Below are 21,658 nucleotides of genomic sequence, written 5' to 3'. Positions count from 1 at the left end.
CCCTCGCCAGCGGGATATCACCGCTTTTTGGCTCGACCGGAGATCAAAGAGCGGTCGCCATTGCCGGTCCGCTCTCGAAATGGGGGATCGCCTCGACCAGCTTGCGCGTGTAGTCCGTTTTCGGATTGTCGAACAGCGCCCGGCTCTCCCCCTGCTCGACGATGCCGCCATTGCGCAGCACGATGGTGCGGTCGCAGAGCATGCGCACCACGTTGAGATCGTGGCTGACGAACAGCAACGCGATATCGTTCTCGCGCCGCAAGCGGTCGAGCAGTTGCAGCACCACCGCCTGCACGGAGACATCGAGCGCGGCCGTGGGCTCGTCCAGCACCAGGAGCCGCGGCCGGCAGGCGATGGCGCGCGCGATGCCGACGCGGGCCTTCTGGCCGCCGGAGAGCTGATGCGGAAAGCGCGGCAAAAGATCCAGCGGCAGTCCCACGCGCTCGGCGCATTCCTCCACCCGCTGCCACAATTCTTTGCCCGCTCGGAGACCGGCGAGCCGCATCAGGGGATGGGCGATGCAGTCGAAAGCGGTGAAGCGCGGGTTAAGGCTCTCGTTCGGGTCCTGGAATACCATCTGGATGTCTTTGCGAAAGCGCGAGCGGTGAAAGTCGCGCGATGCCACATGACCGATCGACTGTCCCTCGAACACGATATCGCCTTCGCTCGGATCAATCAGACGGCAGATCATGCGCGACGTCGTGCTCTTGCCGGACCCGGATTCGCCGACGAGCCCGACGCTCTCACCGCCGGCCATCGTCATAGAGAAGTCCGCAACCGCCGCGGACCCCTGGTCGAAACGTTTTGCGAGTTTCCGCACCTCGAGCAAAGGCGGAGTGCCGTGCGCGGCCGGCGGCCTGGCGTTGCTCACGACGGCTGCGTGGCGTTCCCACTCCTCCGCCGTCACGAGATCCTCGATGCGCGAGGTCGCGGTGGGGGATGCCGCAACCAGGCGCTTCGTGTAGGCGTGCCGCGGGGCGCCAAAGAGGGTTTTCGGGCTTGCCTCCTCGACGATGCGGCCGTGCTCCATGACGGCAATGCGGCGGCAGTATCGCGCCGCGAGCCCGAGATCGTGCGTGATCAGGATCGTGGCCATGCCGCGCGCGGCGGCAATGTCCGCCAGCAGGTCCATCACCACCTTCTGCGTGGTGACGTCGAGGCCGGTGGTCGGCTCGTCCGCGATCAGAAGCGCGGGATTGCAGGAGATCGCGATCGCGATCATGACGCGCTGGCACATGCCGCCGGAGAGCTCGTGCGGATAGGCGTTCATCCGCTGCTCGGGATCGCGGATCTGGACCGCGCGCAACAGGTCGAGCGCCTCGGCGCGGGCGGCGTCCTTCGATATCCGCTTGTGGGTGAGGATCGCGTCCGCGATCTGCAGGCCGATCGCCCGGATCGGATTGAGCGCCGCCCGCGGGTTCTGGAAGATCATCGACATCGCAGCGCCCTGGAGCTGACGCAGGTCGTCGCCCCTGAGCTTGGTGACGTCCTGCCCGCGAAAGAGAATCTTTCCGGCGGTGACACGGCCAGCCGTATCCAGGAGCCGCGTCGTTGCAAAGCCGGTGACGGACTTGCCCGAGCCACTCTCGCCGACGAGGCCGAGCATCTCGCCTGCCTCGACCGCGAGCGTGACCCCGCGTACGGCCTCGACCATGCCACGCCGTGTCGAGAACGAGACGTGGAGGTCCTCGATGCTGAGCAGAGACTGGCTCATGTCCGCATACGCGGATCGAGAATGTCCCGCATCCCGTCACCGAGCAGGTTGAAGCACAGCACCGCCATCATCAATGCAAGGCCCGGAAAGGCCACCAACCACCACCTGCCGGTCGAGATGAAGCGCGCGCCTTCCGCGACCATGATGCCCCATTCCGGCGTCGGCGGCTTGACGCCGAGGCCGATGAAGGACAGGCCGGCGGCGTTCAGGATCGCCCAGCCGAGATTGAGCGAGATCTGCACCGCCATCGCCGGCAGGATGTTCGGCAGCAGGAAGCGCAGCACCACCGAGAAATGGCTCTCGCCGCAGGCCCGCGCCGCCTCCACCCAGCCGACATTGCGCCGGACGTTGACCTCGGCACGCGCGAAGCGGATGTAGAACGGAAGATTGATGATCGCGGTTGCGATCACGATGTTCTCGATCCGGTTGCCGAGAGCCGCGACCATCGCCATCGCCAGCACGAACAGTGGAAAGGCCATCATGACATCGACGAAGCGGCCGACCGCGCGATCGAGCTTGCCGCCGGCATAGCCGCAGAAAGAGCCGACGACGGCGCCGATCAGGAAGGAGATGCCGACCGCGGAGACCGCAATCGCCAGGTCAAGCCTTGCTGCGATGACGAGACGACTGAACACGTCGCGCCCGAGCTGGTCCGTGCCGGCGATGTGCGCAGCGCTCGGCGGCAGCAGCGCCTCCGAGACATTGGAGACCACGGGATCATACGGCACGATCCACGGCCCGAAGATCGCGACCAGGACGAACAGCAGGACGCCCGTCGCGGCGACGGCGGTGAGCGGGTTGCCGCGCAAAATCCAGACCGAATGGCGGAGGGTTGCGCTGGTCATCCGATCGACACCCTGGGATCGGCGATGCCGTAGCAGATATCGACGACCAGGTTGACCAGCACGAAGATGCTCGCCATCAGCAGCACGAAACCCTGCACCGGCGCATAGTCCGAGGACAGCAGCGCATCGAGCGCGTAGGAGGCAACGCCAGGCCAGGAGAACACCTTCTCCACCAGCACATTGGCGCCCAGCATGGTCGAGAACACGATGCCGGCGATGGTGATGACGGGCAGGATCGCGTTGCGCAGCGCATAGGTGACGACCACCTTATGCCAGGACAACCCGACCGAACGCGCGGTGCGCACGAAGTCGCTGCCGAGCGAGACCAGCATCGAGGCACGCGTGATCCGCGCCAGCGGCGCGATGACGAACAGCGCCATGCTCACCGCCGGCAGGATCAACTGCCTGCAGGCCGCCCACCAGCCCTCGATATCTCCCGCGAGCAGGAAATCGATCGACAGGAAACCGGTGCGCTGCGGCGGCAGCGAGGTGAAGACATCGATCCGCCCGGTCGGGTCAGGCGAAAGACCGAGCAGATAGTAGAAGACATAGATCAACAGCAGGCCCGACACGAAGGTCGGCACGCAGACGCCGAGCGCGCAGAACAGCCGTACGCCGTGGTCGATGGCCGACCCCGGCCGCAGCGCCGCGACCACGCCGAGCGGTACCGCCGCGATCAACGCGATCAGCAGCGCCGTGAAGGTGAGCTCCAGCGAGGCCGGCAGCCGCTCGCGCAGATCCTTCAGCACCGGCTGCCCGGTCATCATGGAGCGGCCGAGATTGCCGTGGCCGATGTCGGACAGATAGAACACGAGCTGCTCCGGCACCGACTTGTCGAGCCCCATCTGCTTGCGGATCTGCTCGATCTCCTCCTTGCCGGCGTTCGGCCCCGAGGCGAAGAACACCGCGGGGTCTCCGGGAAGGACGCGCATCAGCAGAAAGGTGAAGACCAGCACACCGAACAATGCCGGCAGCGAGGACAGAAGCCGCCTGCCCGCCCGCACCATCGTTGCGCCAAGTCCGGTCATCACCTTTCGAAGCTCCACTTATTTGCGGGCATCATTTGCGGCTGACGTCGCGGTAGTCGACCTGACGATGGAACTCGTAGGTATAACCCTCGATCGACGACGCCATCACCGCGTCCTGGTTCGGCTGCCACAGCGGGATCTGCGGCATCTCGCTGAAATGGATGGCGTTGAGCTTGCGGCCATCCTCCTCGTATTTGGCCTTGTCCGGCTCGAAGCGGGCTTCCTGCGCGATCGCGACCAGTTCGGGATTGCTGATCGAGCTGTAGTTCCAGCGCTGATTGCCGGTGTAGAAGTTGCGGTAGAAGTAGTCGGTCGAGGGCAGCCAGGCGACGATGCCCTCGGTGAAGAAGGGCAGCTTCTTCTCGTTGATCTGCGTCGACATCTGCGCGTCCGGCAGCTTCTGGATGTCGACCTTGATCCCGATCTTGGCAAGCGATTCCTTCACCAGAGCCGCCATCGGCTCCGCGGTCGAGGCCTGGCCGACATTGAAGCTGAAGGTGGTCGAGAAGCCTTCGGGAAGCCCGGCGGCCTTGAGATATTCCCTCGCCTTGTCGAGATCGGTCTTCACCGGCGCCTGGAACGGATAGATGCCGTTCAGCGGCTTGCCGTCCGGCCAGGTCGCGCCGAACAGCGGCGCACCGCGGCCGAACAAGGCGGCCTTGAACATGTCGTCATAGGGCAGCGCGAAGGCAATGGCGCGGCGGACGTTGACGTTGTCGAAGGGCGGGATCTGGTTGTTCATCGAGACGAAGGTGATCGAATTGTATTGCGGCGTCGAGACCACCTTGAGCTTGCCTTTGGCCTCGAGCGACTGCACGTCGCTGGCCTGGAGATCGACGACGATATCGGCATCACCGCGCTCGACCAGATTGGCGCGGGTCGCCGGTTCCGGCACGGACTGCACGATCACGCGCTTGAAGAACGCCGGCTTGTCGGGCGTGCCGCGATTCCAGTCCTCGTTGCGCTTGATGATCACCTGCTCGCCGGGCTTGAACGTCTCGATCACATAAGCGCCGCTGCCTGCGGTGTGCTCCTTCAGCCAGGCGGTCGCCCAGGGATCCTCCGCGGTCGCATGCTCCTTGGCCAATTTCGAGTTGATGATCATCGGGTAGACCGTGGCGAGATTCGGCAGCGCGAGCTTGTCGGGCTTGGGCAGCGTCACCTCGATCGTGAGGGGGTCGATGACCTTGAACTGGTCGGCGGACGTCAACGATCCCGTCAGCAATTGCGCCTTGCCGAGGATCGGCGCGGTGACGCAGCGGTCGAGCGACCATTTGACGTCCTCGGCGGTCACCGGCGTGCCGTCCTGGAACTTGGCATCCTTGCGCAGGCGAAACGTCAGCTTCAGCCCGTCGGGACTGACGTCGTAGGATTCGGCGAGCTCGCCGGTGATCTTGTCGAGATCGAACACCCATTTGCCGTTGAGCTGCTTGCGGCCGAATGCCACCAGCCGGTCGTAGGTGCTCATGCTCAGCGCAAAGGACTCGCGCGTCGAACCCGGAATGTTTGGATCGAGCGTGTTGACGGATGCGCCGGTCACATAGCGCAATGTCTCCGCCCGGGTTTGCGCTTGCGAAGGCGCGGCGGCGATGAGCAGCAACGCGGTGATGGCGAGCACCGAGGATGCCGGCCTGAAAGACACAAAACGCATTCGTTTTCCCCAAGAATTTCGACAACAACGCCAGCAGGACAGCTTAAGAAAGAAGCAAGTTGCGCGCCAGTCTCATCAGGCGCGCTTGTGGAGGTTTCGTCGCGGCGGCGCATGGATAATCATCGCGATTCCCCCAAGTCTCGCGCTGGCCGTGTGACCACCGCCTGCGGCACGTCATAGGCGCCGAGCGAAGCCCAATGCCGGGCCACATCGGCACGGAACAGGCCGCGCGTCAGGCCGTGCACCAGCTTGGGGACAGCGGTCGTCATCGCGTTGATCGACGATCCGGAGGGACCAAAACTCATGGTGGAGGCGATGGCGAAGAGATGGATCTCGGAGATCCACGGCGTCTCGCCCGGCGCGCGCTCAGTGAAGGCGTAATCATCGGCGAGATAGGGAAAGCGGCCGAGCCGCGCGTTGCGCTCGTCCTCAGGCGGCTGATAGCGATCGGCCCATGTCGCGATATTGCTGGCAAATCGGCGCAACTCGCCCCGCTCGGCGAAGTTCATGTCGATGCCGGTGCCGCAGATGACAAAATCCGCCGTGACGAGGCCGCGCGGCGTTTGCAATTCGATGCCACCGTCGGTCTGCCTGACAGCCTCGACCGGCGCAGCCTCATGCAGCGTGAAATTGGCGTGACGCGCGCAGCGATCATAAGTCGCTTGCGGAAATCCTTCGCGCATTTCCAGGATGGTGCGCATGAAGCGCCAACGCCAGGCATCATCGAGATCGCTCAGATGCCGGAGGAAGCCACGAAAGGTCAACCAACGATAAGGCTGGATCAGCTGGATCTGCGCCCTGCGGCACAGCAGATGCACGTCGGACGCGCCCGCCTCTAGCGCCGTTGCTGCGTTATCGAAGGCGGATGCGCCGGCGCCGATCACCGCCACGCGTTTGCCGCGAAGGTTTTCGAAATCGATGTCGTCTGCGACGGTTGCCACTGAGCCGGCCGGCAGGTCGCGGAGCGGCTCCGGGATCATCCAGCTGCCCATCCCCTCCTGCCCGGTCGCCAGCACGATCTTACGCGCATAGAGCGTCTCGGCGCCATCGGCACGTTTGACATGCGCGGCGAGCAGACCATTGTCCGCGGGCGCAATCTCGAGGAGCTCACTTTCGTTGCGCACGGGCAAGCCGATCGTGCGCCGCAGCCAGAGCAGATAATCGGCCCAATGGCCGCGCGGGATCAGATCCAACGTCTGCCAGCTCTCCCGGCCGAAGCGGGCTTCGTGCCAGGACTGATAAGTCAGGCTCGGGATATCGAGGTCCGGACCGGTACAATCCTTCGGGCTGCGCAGCGTCGGCATGCGGGCATAGGTGAGCCACGGGCCTTCCATCCCTTCCTCGGCCTTGTCCAGGAGCAGGATGTTGCTGACGCGCGAGCGCATCAGCCCGAAGCCGATGGCGATGCCGGATTGTCCGGCGCCGACGATCAGCACATCCAGCGCCGGCTTGCCGTCCGGTCCCGGCTTTGGCGGAAGCCACGCGGCGCCGGGATGGGCGATCCGCGAAAGATCGGCGCGAACGTCCGCTTCGAGTTTGGTCAGCGCGTCACTCATGCGGCGAGCCAACCACCGTCGACCACCATCACGGTGCCAGTCGTGAAGGACGACGCATCGCTGGCGAGATGCAGCGCGGTCTGCGCGATCTCCTCGGCCTCACCGAACCGCTTCATGGCGTGACGGTTGCGCGAGGTTTCGCGAACCTCGTCCGGATTGGCGTGACGGGCAAAGCTGCGGCGGAGCATCGGCGTATCGATCGCGCCCGGCGCGATCGCGTTGACGCGAATGCCGTCGGTCGCGAAATCCACCGCCATCGTGCGGGTCAGGCTGATGATCGCACCCTTGGCGGCGATATAGGCGCTGTTGCCCTTGCCGCCGGCGATGGCGAGCTGCGAGGCAAGCGTGATGATCGAACCGCTCTTCTGCCGCTGCATCTGCGGTACGGCGGCGCGCGCCCACAGCCAGGTGCCGCCGACATTGGTGCGAAACACGGCGTCCCAGTCTTCGGGGCTCGTCGTCAGCACTGTGCCGCCACAAGAGAAGCCGGCGGCGGTCATGAGAACGTCGAGTTGCCCCTGCCGAGCCACGACATCGCCGACGACAGTCTCGGCGAAACCGGCATCGCCGACGTCGCCGACGTGAATCGTTGCCCCGCCTACCAGGCCTAGCGTTTCCTGAAGGCCCGCGGGATCGCGATCGACCAAGGCAAGATGCGCGCCCTCCTCTGCGAACAGCTTTGCGCTGGCACGGCCGATGCCCGAGCCCGCGCCGGTGATGATGGCTGTGCGCCCCTGCAGCCGCATCTCAGATCCACTCCTTGTGCTCAGTCAACCAGGCGTTCATCGCGGCGGCGGACTCGGCGCAGCCGAAGCGCGCGCGCCAGCCGAACTCATCGGCCATCCGCGTCACCGACAGCGGCGCCCGATAAGGCCCATGCAGCTTGATGGCAGTCTTCTCGCCGGGCGCCCCGAGCCGGCAATGCAGACCGGGATTTAACGCCGCAAACGCCTCACCCCATTCCAGCGCAGGCCATAACCCGCCGCGGGAGATGTTGTAGAGCCGATGGCGCGGCCGCTCGGCTTCGATCAGCAGTGCGATGGCTTCGGCCGCGTCCGGCGCGTAGATCCAGTCCCTCATGCCGGCTTCAGGCATCACCGCCGGCTCACCGCGGGCGAACGCGGCCAATATTTGATACTGGAGGCTCGGCGTATCGCGCACCGAGCCGGGCCGCTCCCACGGACCGAACACCGCGCTCAGCCGCACGCTCAGGAAATCGCCGCCGAAGAGTTCGGCATGGCGCGCGACAGATCGTTCCGAAGTGAATTTGCTGATCGCATAGAACGAGACGGGATCGCAGGGCGTGTCCTCGTCCAGAATCTCGACCCGCGCGCCGGCGGCCCCGTAGGCCGATGCTGACGAGAGATTGACGACGCGGCGCACGCCATGACGGATCGCCGCGAGCAGGATCGGGATCTGCGCCATCACGTTGATCTCGAGGACGCGCGCGGTCGAGGCACGCTCGAGCTCGTCGCCAGCCGTGATCGCCGCGCCGAGCACGATGGCATCGCAGCCTTCGGCGATTAGGGCGTCGATGGCTTCCTCGTCATTGATATCGCCTTGAATGACCTTCAGCCGCGCTTCGTAGCCGGCCAGCGATCGTTGTGCGGCTGGCGGCAGCTCTGCGCGATCATACAGCGTCACGTCATGGCGACGCGCGAGCAGCGCCTCCGCAACATTGAGGCCGACAAAGCCGGTGCCGCCGAAGATGACGATCTTCATCGCGCGCACTCCACCTTCACAGCAATTTTGCTCCAAAGTTCCGTTCGGGATCCATGTCCGCGACGAGCCGGCCGGTCGGCTTCGCCGCCTCGCCGCCGCTGCGCGCCAGGAATTTTCCGCTGCCTGCACTCGCGAGACATTTGTCACCGTCGATGATGACGCGGCCGCGCGAGAGCACCGATACCGGCCAGCCCTTCAGCTCGCGGCCCGCAAACGGCGTGTAGCCGGTGAGATCGTGCATCATCTCGTCGGCAATCACGGTCTCGCGATTGGGATCCCAGATCGCGATATCGGCATCGGCACCGACCGCGATCGAGCCCTTGCGCGGATGCAGATTGTAGATCTTTGCCGGCGCTGTCGACGTCAGCTCGACGAATTTTTCAAGACCCAGCCGCCCCTTCGACACCATCGCATCGAACAGCAGCGGCAGCCGCAGCTCTAGCCCCGGCAGGCCGTTGGCGACCTGCTTGAAGTTCGGATTGGGCCCGGCGCGCAGCTTGCCGGTCTCGTCGTAGCGATAGGGCGCGTGGTCCGACGAGATGGTCTGGAGATCGCCGAGGGACAGCGCCTGCCACAGCGCCTCCTGGTCGGCATGCGTCCGCGGCGGCGGGCTGCACATCCATTTGGCGCCTTCGGCGCCGGGCTTGTCGAGATCGGCTGCGGTCAGGAACAGGTATTGCGGACAGGTCTCGGCAAACACCTTCAACCCCTGCCCACGCGAATCGCGGATGACCTTGGCGCCTTCGGCGGTCGAGACGTGGAAGATCATGATCGGCTGGTCGATCAGCGCCGCCATGCCGATCAGCCGGGTAAAAGCTTCCGCCTCCGACACGCGGGCGTGGCTGACGGCATGGTATTTCGGCATCGTGTAGCCGCGCGCCAGCAGCCGCTTCACCATCCAGGCGATGATGCCGTGGTTTTCGGCGTGCGCACACAGCATCGCACCGGATTGACGCGCGGCGAGCAGAATGTCGAGCAACGGCTCGTCATCGACCTTGAGCCGGTCGTAGGTCATGAAGATCTTGATCGAGGCATGTCCCTGCTTCACCAGCGCTGGAATATGCTCCTCGACCGTCTCCTTGGTGGCGTCCGCAATGATCATATGGAACGCGTAGTCGATCACGGCGCCCTTCTTCGCCAGCGCGTGATAGTCCTCCACCACTTGCGGCAGCTTCATGCCGACATGCTGGGCGGCAAACGGGATCACCGTGGTGGTACCGCCGAACGCCGCGGAGACCGTCGCGCTCTCGAAGGTATCGGCGTTCATGATGCCGGCCGCGGACAGTTGCTCGATATGGGCGTGGCTGTCGACCCCGCCGGGCAGCACCAGCTTGCCACGCGCGTCGATCTCGCGCTTGGCTGCCGGAAGGCCGCGGCCGATGGCGACGATGGTCTCACCGGAGATGGCGACATCGGCCTCGAACACATCGGTCGCGGTGGCGACGCGGCCGCCGCGGATGATCAGGTCGTAGGTGGGTTCAGTCATGAGGAACTCCGTGATAGGCTCAAGGCAAGTAACCGCCAATTCGCAGGAAGACCAGCATGTCCCGGCCGCGCATTCTCGTCATCAACCCGAACTCCAACCCTGCGGTCACGCAAGGGCTGGAGGAGGCGCTGAAGCCGCTCGTTTTCGAGGGCGGCCCCGAACTGGTCTGCCAGACGCTGGCCGAGGGGCCGTTCGGTATTGAAAGCCAGGCCGACGTCGATGGCGTCGCGATGCCGCTGCGAAAGCTGGTCGAAGGCGACAACAGTTTTGCCGCCTTCGTCATCGCCTGCTACAGCGACCCCGGTCTTCAGGTCTGTCGCGAAGGCACCGACCGGCCCGTGTTCGGCATCGCCGAGTGCGGCGTGCTGACCGCGCTGGCCCGCGCGGAGAGCTTTGGCGTCATCGCGATCGCCCAGCGCTCGATCCCGCGTCACATGCGCTATCTCAGGCAGTTGGGATTGACCGATCGTCTCGCCGGCGAGCGCCCGCTGAACATGAGCGTCGCGGAAACCGCCTCGGGCGAAGGCACGCTGGCCAAGATGATCGACATCGGCCGCGCGCTGCGCGACGAGGATGGCGCCCGCGCCATCGTGATGGGCTGCGCCGGCATGGCGCGTCACCGCCGCCCGCTCGAAGACGCGCTCGGCATTGCCGTGATCGATCCGACGCAGGCGGCCGTCACCATGGCGCTCGGTACGGTGCAGTTCTCGTATCACTAGGCGTCCTTCAGCTCTTTGGCATCTTGCCGCGCGAGCCATTGCGCGTGGCTTTCGCGGACAAGCGCGAACGTATCCCGCTGCGTCGTGTAGAGATTGCCGAACATGCGGCCGATCGGCCGGTAGGCGTCGAGATCGACATACATATTGGTCTCGTCGACGAGGCCCTCGCGGGCGTGAACCCGGAGCACTTCGCCAACCAGCAGTTCGCGATCGGGCGAGAAGGTCAGCGCGACATGGCGCCGGCATTCGAGCGCAAAGGGCGCCGCGGCGAGCCGCGGCACCTTCACGTCGATCGAGGGAAGGGTCGCGAGCCCTGCCGCAGCGACCTCGCTGTCACCGGACGGAAAATCGACCGCGCAGTCGTTCATCGCCCCCGACAGCGCCTCATCCACCATGTGAACGACGAACTCGCCGTCGCGATGGATGTTGCGGGTGGTGTCCTTCGGGCTGTGATCCGGTTTGTGCTGAAGCCCGAGCACGATCAGCGCCGGGCTCTCCGAGAACACGTTGAAGAAGCTGAAGGGCGCGGCGTTGATCGCCCCGTTCGCATCGAGCGTCGTCACCAGCGCAATCGGCCGCGGCACCACCACGCCGCAAAGCAGCTTGTAGCGGTCGCGCGGATCGAGTTCGCGCAAGGATATGCCGGATGTGCTCTGGCCGGTCATCGACGTCACTTCTCCGGCGGCGGCACAGCGCCCGTCTGGCTGGTGATCAGACCGTAATGCTCGATGCGGCGGTGCTGCGCGAAATTGAAGATCGTGGTCTTGCCGAAGGTGGTGGCATCGAGGTCGCAAGCGTGGACCAGCAGTTCGTCCTCCTCCGTCTTCGCTTCCGCGACGATTTCGCCATTGGGATCGACGATCAGGCTGCCGCCGAAAAGCGGGTGTCCGTCCTCGTTACCGGCCTTGGCCACCGCGACCACCCAGGTCGCATTCTGGTAGGCGCCGGCCTGCACCGAGAGGCGGTTGTGAAACAGGCGCTTCTCGACGCCCTCATCGCTTCTCTCCGCATTCACGGACGGCGTGTTGTAGCCGATCAGCACCAGCTCGACGCCCTGCAAGCCCATGACGCGATAGGTCTCGGGCCAGCGCCGGTCGTTGCAGATCGCCATGCCGATGATTCCGCCGAGCTCACGCCAGACGTTGAAGCCGAGGTCGCCCGGCTCGAAATAGCGTTTTTCCAGATGCTGGTGCGAGCGCTTGGTGTCGTATTCCACATGGCCGGGCAAATGGATCTTGCGATATTTGCCGACGATCTTGCCGGATTTGTCGGTCAGGATCGCCGTGTTGAAATGATGGCCGTCGGGCGTCAACTCGGCATAGCCGAAGTTCATCGCCATCTGGTGCTGCGCGGCGCGCTCGAACAGCGGCTTGGTCGCTGGGCCCGGCATCTCGCGCTCGAACCAGATGTCGGCCTCAGCCCGATCCTCCGAATACCAGCGCGGGAAGAACGTCGTCAGCGCCAGTTCCGGATAGACAATCAGGTCGGCGCCTTTGGCCTTGGCTTCGTCCATCAGCGCGATCATGCGCTTGACCACGACCTCGCGGCTGTCGGCTTTCTGGATCGGGCCCATCTGGGCGGCGGCAACATTGACGATACGCATCAGCGAATTCCTGGTGATCCCTTGGGTGAAGCCACAGTCTCAACGATTTGCCGGGACGCGCAGCATAACGCAGCCTCGCCCCGCTTTTCCAGCCGGCGCGTTCGCATCGGCATGATGTGCATTGCGCGATCCGCGCTCAATTCTGCTCCTCGTCGGCAACATCGAGGCCGTGGTCGAGCGCATCCAGAAGCTGCTCGGCCTCACGCTCGGAGATCACGAGTGGTGGTGCAAGGAATAGCGATGTCTGCTCGCCACTGGTCCCGATCACCGCGCCGGCCTCCAGGGCGCGCTCCGCGACGCGCGAGGCAATCGGCATTTCCGTGGTGTCGGCATGCCAGGAGCGCCAGTCCGGGCCGTGCAGCTCCACCGTCCAGTGCAGCCCCTGCCCCGCCACACGCCGCACGCTCGGATGTTTTTGCGCGATCGCGAGCAGACGGCGGGTGAACAGCTTTTCGAGGCTCTTCACGTGATCCAGGATCTTCTCTTCGCTGACGACCTTGAGATAGGCACTGACCGCGGCCATGCTGATCGGATGGCCGCGCAGCGTGCCGTAGTTCTGCCAGCTCGTGCCCTTGAGCCGCTCGACGATGTCCTTCGACACCACGACCGCGGCAACCGCAGCCGCGCCGCCGCCGAGCGATTTTCCAAGCGTCACGATATCAGGCCGGCTCTCGGCACCCTGGAACGCAAACCAGCGCCCCGCGCGGCCCGCGCCGGTGACGACCTCGTCCGCGATCCAGTAAGAGCCCGCCTGCCGCGCGCAGCGCGCCACCTCGTCCTGATAGGCGCCGTCGTAATAGATGCCGCCCTGCGTGTAGTCGATGATCGTGGCTGCGGTATCCGATAGCATGCGCGTGGCATCCGCCAGATATTCGCTGGGCGGGGTGTTGTTGGCCGGCGCGCCATAGATCGCACCATTGGGAGCCGGCAATATCCGCACCGGCGCCATCGGCGCCGGCAGCTGCGAGCCGCCGGCATGCACTGCGAGACCGCCATGCCATTGCGGTTGCACAGTCATGCTGCGCGACAGGCCCGTGATGCCGTGATAGGCGCGCTCGCGCGTCGCCAATGCAGAGCGCTGCGTCAGCGCCTGGCAGAGCGACAGCGCCATGTCGTTGGCCTCGCTGCCGCTGATGCAGAAGCGCACCGCGCCGACCCAAGCCTCTTCGCCCTTGAACGCGGTGGTCATCAAATCGTCGGCGGCCTGCTCGCGGCCGACCCAGGTCCAGCCTTCGTTCACAACGGGCGTATCCGCGGCACGGCGGATCGCCTCCACCATCGCGGGATGGCGATGGCCGAGACCGCCGCCGGTGTTGCTGCCGTCGATGAGCTTGCGGCCATCTGAAAGGTGAAAATAGACGCCCTCGCCGCCGACCACCGCCATGGGCGCGCTGTCGCCGGCATTCAGCCCGGTTCGCAACAATCTGCTCATCGCAATTCCCTCACTCCGCGGCCGCGACGCCGTAGCCGCCGCCACCGCACATCTCGATCGTGACGAGATCGTCTTGCTCCAGCACCAGGTTGGATTTGCCGTCGATCGCGACATTCGCGCCCTGCCGGATCAGCGAGATGCGGCAGGCCTTGCCCGATTGGCCGCCCTGCATGCCGAACGGCGCGATCACCATGCGCTCGATGCAGGTGGTCAGATACATCGACGGTGCGAGAATGCGATAGGTGCGAACGGAGCCGTCACCGCCGCGGTGAGCACCGGCACCGCCGGAACTCCAGCGAATGGCCTGCTGCTCAAGGCGGATCGCGTAGTTCGCCTCGATCACCTCGACCGGCGTGTTCGAGGTGTTGGACAGATGCACTCGCGTCGCCGACATGCCGGCCCGATCGTGTCGCGCGCCCTCGCCGCCACCATGGACCTCGTAGAGCATTTTCCACGACCCGTTCTGCCGAGGCTCGGCAAAGAACAGGACGCCCGCGGTGGTCGCCCCGCCCGCCGACAAGCGTTCGGGAATGGTATCCTGCATCGCGCGGAAGATCGCATCGACGATACGCATCGAGGTCTCGTGATTGCCGGCAGCGACAGACGCGTTCCAGCCCGGCTCCAGGATCGAGCCCGGACGCGTGATGATGGTCAGAGGCCGCAGCGCGCCCGCGTTCTGGTGCATGTCGCGCCCGCTCATGATGCGCGCGGCATAGGCGACAGCCGAGCGCGCCATGAACGGCGTCGTGTTGCAGAAATTCGAGACGCGATCGCAGCTCCCTGAAAGGTCGAAGATCGCCTCATCGCCCGCGATGGTGATCTTGACATGAATACGCGCCGGCGCGTTGTTGACGCCGCCGTCGTCCAAATAATCCTCGCCCTCGTAGACGCCATCGGGCAGCGCACGGATGGCCTCGCGCATCTCGATTTCAGAGAGATCGTGCAGGCGCGATTGGGCCGCCGTGAACACCGGCTTGCCGTGCTCGCGGCAGAGCTCGCCGATGCGCCGCTCGCCGGCTTTCGTGGCTGCGATCTGGGCGAGCAGATCGCCCTCGCAGGATTCGGGATCGCGGACGTTGGCCTTGAGCAATTGGACGATCGGCGTGTGGACGCCGGCCGCGGTCGCGATCAGCACCGGCGGGATGCGCATCGCCTCCTGAAAGGTGTCGATGGCCTTGGCAAAATAACTTCCGGGCCAGGTGCCGCCAATGTCGGGCCAGTGCGCGAGGCTGACCGCGAAGGCCACGATCTCGCCATCGACGAAGACGGGCCGCACGACCTTGACGTCATTGAGATGATTGCCGCCGAGTGCGCCGACATTGTAGATCAGCACGTCGCCGTCATTCAGGCTCTCGACCGGCACCACCTTCAGCAGTTCGGGGATGGTGTAGGCCATCGCGCCGAGATGGATCGGGATGTCGCGACCCTGCCCGATCAGGCCGCCGCGGCCATCCGTGATCGCGGACGACAGATCGCCGGCCTCGCGCAACAGCGGCGAGCGCGCCGAGCGCGTCATTACCAGGCTCATCTCCTCGGCCGCGGCCGAGAGCCCGTGCCGGATGACTTCAACGACGAACGGATCGAGCTTCATGCCCGCCTCCGCGTCAGGAACAGATTGCCTGAGACATCGGGCTGTGCCTGCCAGCCGGGAGGGACCACCACGGTCGACCACGCGTCTTCGATGATGGCGGGACCGCTCACCATGTCAGTTAGCGCGGCACGGTCGACGATCGCGGTCTCGATCCCGTGGAAGCCGTCGAAAGAGCAGACGCGCTTGCCGGTGGACACCGCCCTCACCGCAGTCGCCGCCCGGCTTGCCACCGTTGTCGACGGCCGCCGCGCCTGCACCCGCACGGATTCGATGACGCAGCTCTCGTTGGTCGCATAGCCGAACAGCTCGTGATGCCGCGCCAGGAAATCTTTCTTCAGTCGCGTGACATCGAGCGGTCGCGCAAACGGCACCGGAATAGCGTCGTTTTGCGCTGCGTAGCGCATCAAGGCCACCAGCTCGACCTGAATCTCGGTCTCGGCAACGCCATTGGCGATGAGCGGCGCCGACGCATCGTCAATCAGCACCCCGATCCGCTCCGACACGCGGACGAGGTCGATGCCGTCAAGCGCCGTGCGCAGGGTCTGCTGCTGGAGGAAGCTGAAGTCGGCGGTGAGACAGCCCAGCGCCGAAAACGCACTTGATGCACTGGGGACGACGACTTCTGCAATCCCGTAGAGAACCGCAAGGCCCGCGGCATGCATCGGGCCGCCACCGCCGAAGGCGAGCAACGTGCAGTCGCGCCCGTCGATGCCGCGCTCGACGGTGACCCGACGGAGCGCGCGGGCCATTGTCGCATTCGCGACCTTGATGATGCCGAGCGCGGTTTCGGTCAGGCTTAGCCCCAGGGTCCGCGCGATCGGCGCGATGACATCAGCGGCTGCCTCGATGTCGATTCCGATCCGGTCACCGAGCTTGGTCTCCGGATTGAGATAGCCGAGCACGGCGTTGGCGTCGGTGATAGTCGGCTCGGTCCCGCCGCGGCCATAGCAGGCAGGCCCAGGCTCGGAGCCGGCGCTCTCCGGCCCGACCGTGAGGCCCCCGGGATCGTTGCGCACGATCGATCCGCCGCCCGCCCCGATCGAGTGAACCGCGAGCATCGGCTGGCGCAGTGGCTTGTCGCCGAGCATGCGGCCGTCGGTCATCTCGGCCTTGCCGTCGATGATCAGGCACACGTCGGTCGTGGTGCCGCCCATGTCGAACGTCAGCATCCGCGACGTGCCAAGCTGGCGCGCGATGCTGACGGAGGCCGAAACGCCGGCCGCGGGGCCCGACATCGCCATCACCAGCGGCCGCCGCTTCACGGCCGAAATGGGGACCATGGCACCCGCCGAATGAAACACCTGCAAGCCGGGGCCGATCGGCAGCCGCTGCTCCAGCTCGCTGAGATATTCCACCGCGATCGGCATGGCGGCTGCGTTGAACACGGTCGCCGAGGTCCGCTCGTATTCGCGCGCCTCCGGATTGACCTCGTGCGACAGCGAAACATGGGCAACGACGCCGTTGAGGCGCTCGCCGAGCATTTTTTCGTGGACAGGATTGGCATAGGCGTGAAGGAGCGCGACTGCGACGCTCTGAACGCCGGTCTCCTTCAGCCACGCTACAAGTCGCTCGATCTCCGCTTCGTCCAGTGCCTTCAGCACCTGCCCCTCGTGATCGAGGCGCTCGGCAAGCCCAAAGCATCGTTCCGGCGGCACCAGCGGCGGCGACTTCGGTGGAATGTCGAGACGATAGAGATCGCGGCGGCGGTAGCGCGCGATTTCCAGCACGTCGGCAAATCCTTCGGTCGCGACCAGCGCCACTTTCGGCAACCGTCCTTCGACGATGGCGTTGGTCACACGCGTGGTGCCGTGGACGAAGCGCTTGACCTCGCTCTTGCGCAGGCCCACCGCTTCGATGGCCTCGAGCATGGCCTGAACCGGAGCCTGAGGGCGCGATGGTACTTTCGCGATCCGGGCCTCCGCGGGGGAGTGCCGGATCGCGATGATGTCGGTGAAGGTGCCGCCGATATCGGTGCCGACTTCCCAGTGATTTTCGGGAGTGCTCATGATGTGGGGTCAGTTACGGACGACATCTGAACCGACGCCGGGTCCTTCCGTCCATCGCAACGTCCAATGCCAATCCGGGAGCGCTCATCATGCATCCCTTCTCATGCCACCGTCTGCGGGCGTGCGACAGAGCGCCAGGGTCGGGATAGGGCCAGAGTTGCCGCAAAGCACGGGACCGGCACGCAGCCGATACCATATGCCGCGGCATCCCCTGCACGTTTTGGTGCAGCGCTGCCCATGCGGAGTGCAGGCGGACGCGGAACGTTCCACGTGAGAAACGTGCAGCGCACCACGCATTTTCCCGCGCGAATCGTGAAGTGCGCTGCAGTGCAATCCGAGCGCGCCGGATCGTCTGTCCAATTTGCAGGCGATCGAATGGCGGGTCGGGATTTAGGGTGCCTACGAGCCATGCACTGAAGTCGGCTCAGCCTCCCTTTATTGTACGAACAGTAAGGGAGGAGATTCCCGGTCCGATGGTGCGTTCAATCGGTCAGACTGTCAGAGAAGGCCGCAAGCGCCGCCAGCCGATGACGACGCCGGTCAACGAGAACACGAACCCGAGCGCACATAGCCCGACAATGAGGACATCACGCAGACGCGGATGCGTCAGCAGGACCGGAAAGTCGAGCGTATGCAGCGCGCCGTAGAGCCAGCGATAGACCCGCCGCGACGGATCCAGCCTTTGCAGCACATTGCCGTCGGCACTGTCGATGTCGAACCAGAGATCCCCGCAGTACGAGCGGTAGACCGGAGTACCCGGGACGGCGGAGTGCGCGGGGTAGTCGTCGTTATCGGCCAGCACGGACGGTGCGCCGCAGCCGGTCGCGAGATGCGAGGTCAGCGCCTGAACCTCGTGCACATCCAGAAACCCCGTTAGCCCATTGCGGGGCGCATCGCCTTCCCTGATCAATGTCTGGCCGGCATGGCCAATCCGATCGCGCCGATAGACATTGCCGTTGAAGGCGAACCATTCGATTTCACGGGCCGATGGAGAAATCGACTGCCGATCAAGGGCCGCCGCCACCGTCCAATCCGGCGAGGCGTTTGCGACCGCTGCTTCCGCCGAGGTCAATTGCCCGCGCGAGAACAACCGCCCGTGATCCATGGAGAGCCAGCCACTGAAAATCCATGTCAGCACGAAGACCGTCGCCGCAAGGCCGATGAGATGATGCAGGGCATGCCAGCCTCGATAGGGGGAGCCGATCAGACCTCCACGAAGCCTGATCCGCGTCACGCCGAGGGCGGCGCCAAGCAAAGCTGCGATCAGGGCCAGCAGCGACAAGGTCCAGACCACGCGATCCCACAGCGACCAGTTGCTTCGCAGAACCGTGGGATAGATCCAGTGCAGCACGCTGCCGGCGAGATTCCAGCCGCGTTCGCTGCGCGTCGTATCCAGGACGATCTCACCGGTGAGCGAGGAGACATAGATCTCCGTTCCGGCGGCGTCGCCAAGGGCAATCCGGAACAAGGGGCGATGGCGGTCGAAGCCGTTCGGCACGCTCCATTGGTCATGGTCCGCGCGCCTAACGATCGCGACACGCGCGGAATCGAGCCCGCGGCTGCGTGCGTGATCTCGCGCAATGGCCAGTGCGACATAAAGCGACCCGACCGACGCGCCGGCCCCGTCGGAGGCGCGGACCGCGCCTGCGCGCGAGCGCCCCGAGACGACATAGACCGGTCCGTCGCTGCGCTGGATCAGCCGCACGCGCGTGGCATCCGATATCCCGCTCGCCGTCACGGCATCGGCGGCCGTGATCCTCACCTGCGCGGGATCTACCGGCGATAGTCCGGCAAAACGCTCCGCTTCCGTCAGCGACGGAAACGGAACGAAGTGCATCACGATTCCCGTCGCGAACCACATCGCGAACAGCAGGCAGAAGGCGATCCCGAGCCATCGATGCAGCAGGACGATCGCGCGCATCATCGATCAGCGTCCTACCATTTGAACGCGGCCGAGATCTCATAGGTCCGCGGCGCGCCCAGCAGGATCTGGTCTGGATAGAACGGATCGCCCCAGATCGCGTAACGCTTGTCGGCGATGTTGCGCACCCGGAAGGTCAGGCGGGCCTGGTCGACCGCGTTGAACACGGTCTTGGGGATGTCGACGAAAGCATAGACGTCCGCGACAGTGTAGGCCTTCAGCGTCACGGTGTTGGCATCGGTGTTGTAGCGGTCGCCGACATGACGGCCGGTGATGCCGAGTTCGACTGCCCAGGGCGTGAAGAACCGATACGACGCGCCGGCATTGGCGACGACGCGCGGCACGTTCGGCGGCGTGTTGCCGGAGAACGTGCCGCCGACAAAATTGTAGTCGGCGTAGCGCGCATCGACATAGGCGATGTTGCCCCAGAGGCGCAGGGGATCGATCGGGCGGACCGAGGCGGCAAGCTCGACGCCCTTCGACTCCTGCCGTCCGGCGAGGTTGAGCTGCATGCCGCCGGCGGCGGCATAGACGTTCTTGCGCAGGATGTCGTAGGCCGAGAACGACCACTCCGCCCGGTTGTCCCAGAACAGGTGCTTGACGCCGGTCTCGTAGGTGCGCGCGGTGGTCAGGTTGAGCGGATCGGTCGGATTGAGCAGGAAGATGTTGTTGGCCGAGATGTCGGCGCCCGTGGCGTACTGGCTGAAGAAGGTCAGGCCCGGAACGGCTTCCCACGTGTAACCGATACGCCCCGTGGTCGGGACCCAGGATTGCGAGAACGGGAAGTTCGCCTTCTCCAGCCCGAACTTGTCGGTCGAATTGCGGTCCAGCCCGATGTGCTCGACGCGAACGCCGCCGACCAGCGCGAAGGTCCGCGTCAGCTTCAGCCGGTCCTCGAACGACAGTGCCTCGTTGTCGATGCGCGCGGTCTGCTGCTGGATGGTGAGCAGGCCGTAATAGCCGCGCGGGGGATCGACCAACGGAACGGAATCGCCGGGGAAGTTTGCGGCGCCCGGCCTGACGAAATCGAGGTAGCTCGACGAAATCGTCGTGACCATCCGGTTGTCAAAGCCGGCGATATTCGTATCCCAGATCAGGTCGGTGATGTTGCCGACCAGCCGCTGGCTGTGCGCCACATAGAAGCGCTCGCGATCGACAAGGTTCGAACCGGAATTGAATGCCTCAACTTCGTTGTTGAACCAGCTGCGCTCGGCGCCGTAGCCATAGGCTTGGCTCTTCAGTGTCAGGTCAGGCGCGAGCTTCAACTCGAAACCGCCACGCAGCCACACTTCCTGCGCGACGTTGCGATTGTCGAGGACGTTGTAGTTGGTGTTGAAGGTGCGGTCGTCGATGGTGACGGCACCGAGATTGGTTTTGTTGTAGTTCGAGACGTAATTGCCGGACACGATCCCCGTCGTCGCGTGGGAGCCGCTGAAGGCAATCGGCACCAGCGGCGCGCCCCAATAGGCCTTCGAGCGGTCTTCCCGGTACTCGATCGCACCCCAGATCTTGAGGCTGTCCGAGATGCGGTAATCGAGCTGGCCTGACACATCGAGCGTCCTGGTGTTGGTGTCGTCGGCAAAGCCGTTGAGCGAGGAGCGGCTGATGTCGAAGCGGTAGTCCAGCCCCTGCACATTGGTGCTGCCACCGGAGCCGTAGTGTGCGCGGAACGAGTTCAGGGAATCCCAGGAAAAGTCCGCCTCGTTCCGGATCGGCCCGGTATGCGGCTGCCTGGTGACGAAGTTGATCGCGCCACCGGCGGCGCCCTCGCCCGACATCAGCGAGGCCGGACCTTTGAGGAATTCCACGGCTTCCAGATTGGCCGTGTCGGTGATCCGCGAGGTCATGTTCTGCGGGCCGATCTTGATGCCGTTGTAGAGCGTGTTGATCTGGCTGTTGGTGAAGCCGCGCATGGAGAACGCCGCAGGCTCGGCCGGATTGTCGCCGGAGGTGACGCCGACGGCGCCTTGGGCCACCTCGGAGACGGTGCGATAGCCCTGCTCGCGCATGGTCTCGGCCGAGATCACCTCGACGGTGGCGGGCGTCTCCCGCACCGTGAGGCCGAGACGCGAGGCGCTTCCAGCGACAGCATTGCTGTTGAGCGGCGTTTGCGTCGCTGCGGTGGGCACGACCGGCTTGGGCGCTGCGGACACTGCCGCGGGCCGGCGCGCAGCTGCGCGGCGTGCGCTCTGCGCTTCCCGGCCGGCAGGCCTGGCCTGCTTGCGGGATGGGGCCGGCGACACCTCGACCGGTGGCAGAGGTTCGCGAACCTGCTGCGCCAGCGCGGCAGGCAGATCACAAGCGGCAAAGGACGTGAGCGCAGCAGAGCCGAGCAGAAGCCGGCGCAATCGTACTAAACGGATGGAAGACACGGTTTTGGACCT

At 65.1% G+C, this 21,658-nt stretch carries 16 protein-coding genes; 1 reads left to right on the top strand and 15 read right to left on the bottom strand.

The window, feature by feature from the left end:
* Positions 1–43: 43 nt before the first annotated feature.
* From IVB31_RS02760 to hydA, 8 genes are all read right to left on the bottom strand, one after another.
* Positions 44–1,714, bottom strand: coding sequence for an ABC transporter ATP-binding protein (locus IVB31_RS02760; protein WP_247318248.1), 1,671 nt, complete (start codon positions 1,712–1,714; stop codon positions 44–46).
* Entirely contained in the window at positions 1,711–2,559 is an 849-nt protein-coding gene (locus IVB31_RS02755; RefSeq protein ID WP_247318246.1) for an ABC transporter permease, read from the bottom strand. Before IVB31_RS02755 ends, IVB31_RS02760 begins: the two co-directional genes overlap by 4 nt.
* Positions 2,556–3,587: an ABC transporter permease gene (locus IVB31_RS02750; protein ID WP_247318244.1), complete on the bottom strand. Its 1,032-nt coding sequence runs from the start codon at positions 3,585–3,587 to the stop codon at positions 2,556–2,558. The genes IVB31_RS02755 and IVB31_RS02750 overlap by 4 nt, the downstream gene beginning before the upstream one ends.
* Before the next feature lie 31 nt (positions 3,588–3,618).
* Positions 3,619–5,238 (bottom strand): ABC transporter substrate-binding protein, encoded by a 1,620-nt coding sequence (locus tag IVB31_RS02745; RefSeq protein WP_247318243.1) that lies wholly within the window; start codon positions 5,236–5,238, stop codon positions 3,619–3,621.
* 119 nt (positions 5,239–5,357) lie between these two features.
* Positions 5,358–6,794: an NAD(P)/FAD-dependent oxidoreductase gene (locus IVB31_RS02740; RefSeq protein WP_247318240.1), complete on the bottom strand. Its 1,437-nt coding sequence runs from the start codon at positions 6,792–6,794 to the stop codon at positions 5,358–5,360.
* Positions 6,791–7,540, bottom strand: coding sequence for an SDR family oxidoreductase (locus IVB31_RS02735; protein WP_247318238.1), 750 nt, complete (start codon positions 7,538–7,540; stop codon positions 6,791–6,793). The genes IVB31_RS02740 and IVB31_RS02735 overlap by 4 nt, the downstream gene beginning before the upstream one ends.
* Before the next feature lies 1 nt (position 7,541).
* Entirely contained in the window at positions 7,542–8,516 is a 975-nt protein-coding gene (locus IVB31_RS02730; protein WP_247318236.1) for an NAD(P)-dependent oxidoreductase, read from the bottom strand.
* Positions 8,517–8,532: 16 nt separating this feature from the next.
* A complete protein-coding gene (gene hydA / locus IVB31_RS02725) occupies positions 8,533–10,002 on the bottom strand; it encodes a dihydropyrimidinase (RefSeq protein WP_247318234.1) in 1,470 nt (489 codons plus the stop codon).
* Between the two features lie 56 nt (positions 10,003–10,058).
* Between hydA and IVB31_RS02720 the strand changes: the two genes are divergently transcribed.
* On the top strand, positions 10,059–10,721 hold the full coding sequence (locus IVB31_RS02720; RefSeq protein ID WP_247318232.1) for an aspartate/glutamate racemase family protein: 663 nt from the start codon (positions 10,059–10,061) through the stop codon (positions 10,719–10,721).
* Here IVB31_RS02720 and IVB31_RS02715 read toward each other — a convergent pair.
* The 7 genes from IVB31_RS02715 to IVB31_RS02685 all read right to left on the bottom strand — a co-directional run bounded on the left by IVB31_RS02715 (position 10,718) and on the right by IVB31_RS02685 (position 21,646).
* Positions 10,718–11,386: a flavin reductase family protein gene (locus IVB31_RS02715; protein ID WP_247318230.1), complete on the bottom strand. Its 669-nt coding sequence runs from the start codon at positions 11,384–11,386 to the stop codon at positions 10,718–10,720. The two genes, IVB31_RS02720 and IVB31_RS02715, sit on opposite strands and share 4 nt — an antisense overlap.
* A 5-nt stretch (positions 11,387–11,391) precedes the next feature.
* A complete protein-coding gene (locus IVB31_RS02710; protein WP_247318229.1) occupies positions 11,392–12,324 on the bottom strand; it encodes an N-carbamoyl-D-amino-acid hydrolase in 933 nt (310 codons plus the stop codon).
* Between the two features lie 136 nt (positions 12,325–12,460).
* Positions 12,461–13,756: an aspartate aminotransferase family protein gene (locus IVB31_RS02705; RefSeq protein WP_247318226.1), complete on the bottom strand. Its 1,296-nt coding sequence runs from the start codon at positions 13,754–13,756 to the stop codon at positions 12,461–12,463.
* A gap of 10 nt (positions 13,757–13,766) precedes the next feature.
* Positions 13,767–15,347 carry a hydantoinase B/oxoprolinase family protein gene (locus IVB31_RS02700; RefSeq protein WP_247318224.1) on the bottom strand — a complete coding sequence of 527 codons (1,581 nt, stop codon included), beginning with the start codon at positions 15,345–15,347 and terminating at the stop codon, positions 13,767–13,769.
* A complete protein-coding gene (locus tag IVB31_RS02695) occupies positions 15,344–17,353 on the bottom strand; it encodes a hydantoinase/oxoprolinase family protein (protein WP_247318222.1) in 2,010 nt (669 codons plus the stop codon). Before IVB31_RS02695 ends, IVB31_RS02700 begins: the two co-directional genes overlap by 4 nt.
* Positions 17,354–17,843: 490 nt before the next feature.
* Positions 17,844–19,277 carry a PepSY domain-containing protein gene (locus IVB31_RS02690; protein ID WP_247318220.1) on the bottom strand — a complete coding sequence of 478 codons (1,434 nt, stop codon included), beginning with the start codon at positions 19,275–19,277 and terminating at the stop codon, positions 17,844–17,846.
* Between the two features lie 11 nt (positions 19,278–19,288).
* Positions 19,289–21,646, bottom strand: coding sequence for a TonB-dependent receptor (locus IVB31_RS02685; protein WP_247318218.1), 2,358 nt, complete (start codon positions 21,644–21,646; stop codon positions 19,289–19,291).
* Positions 21,647–21,658 lie beyond the last annotated feature (12 nt).

The sequence above is a fragment of the Bradyrhizobium sp. 21 genome (assembly GCF_023073335.1).
Lineage (GTDB): Bacteria > Pseudomonadota > Alphaproteobacteria > Rhizobiales > Xanthobacteraceae > Bradyrhizobium.
The sequence above is the reverse complement of the archived record's forward strand: the minus strand, read 5'-3'. Positions and strand labels throughout refer to the sequence as shown.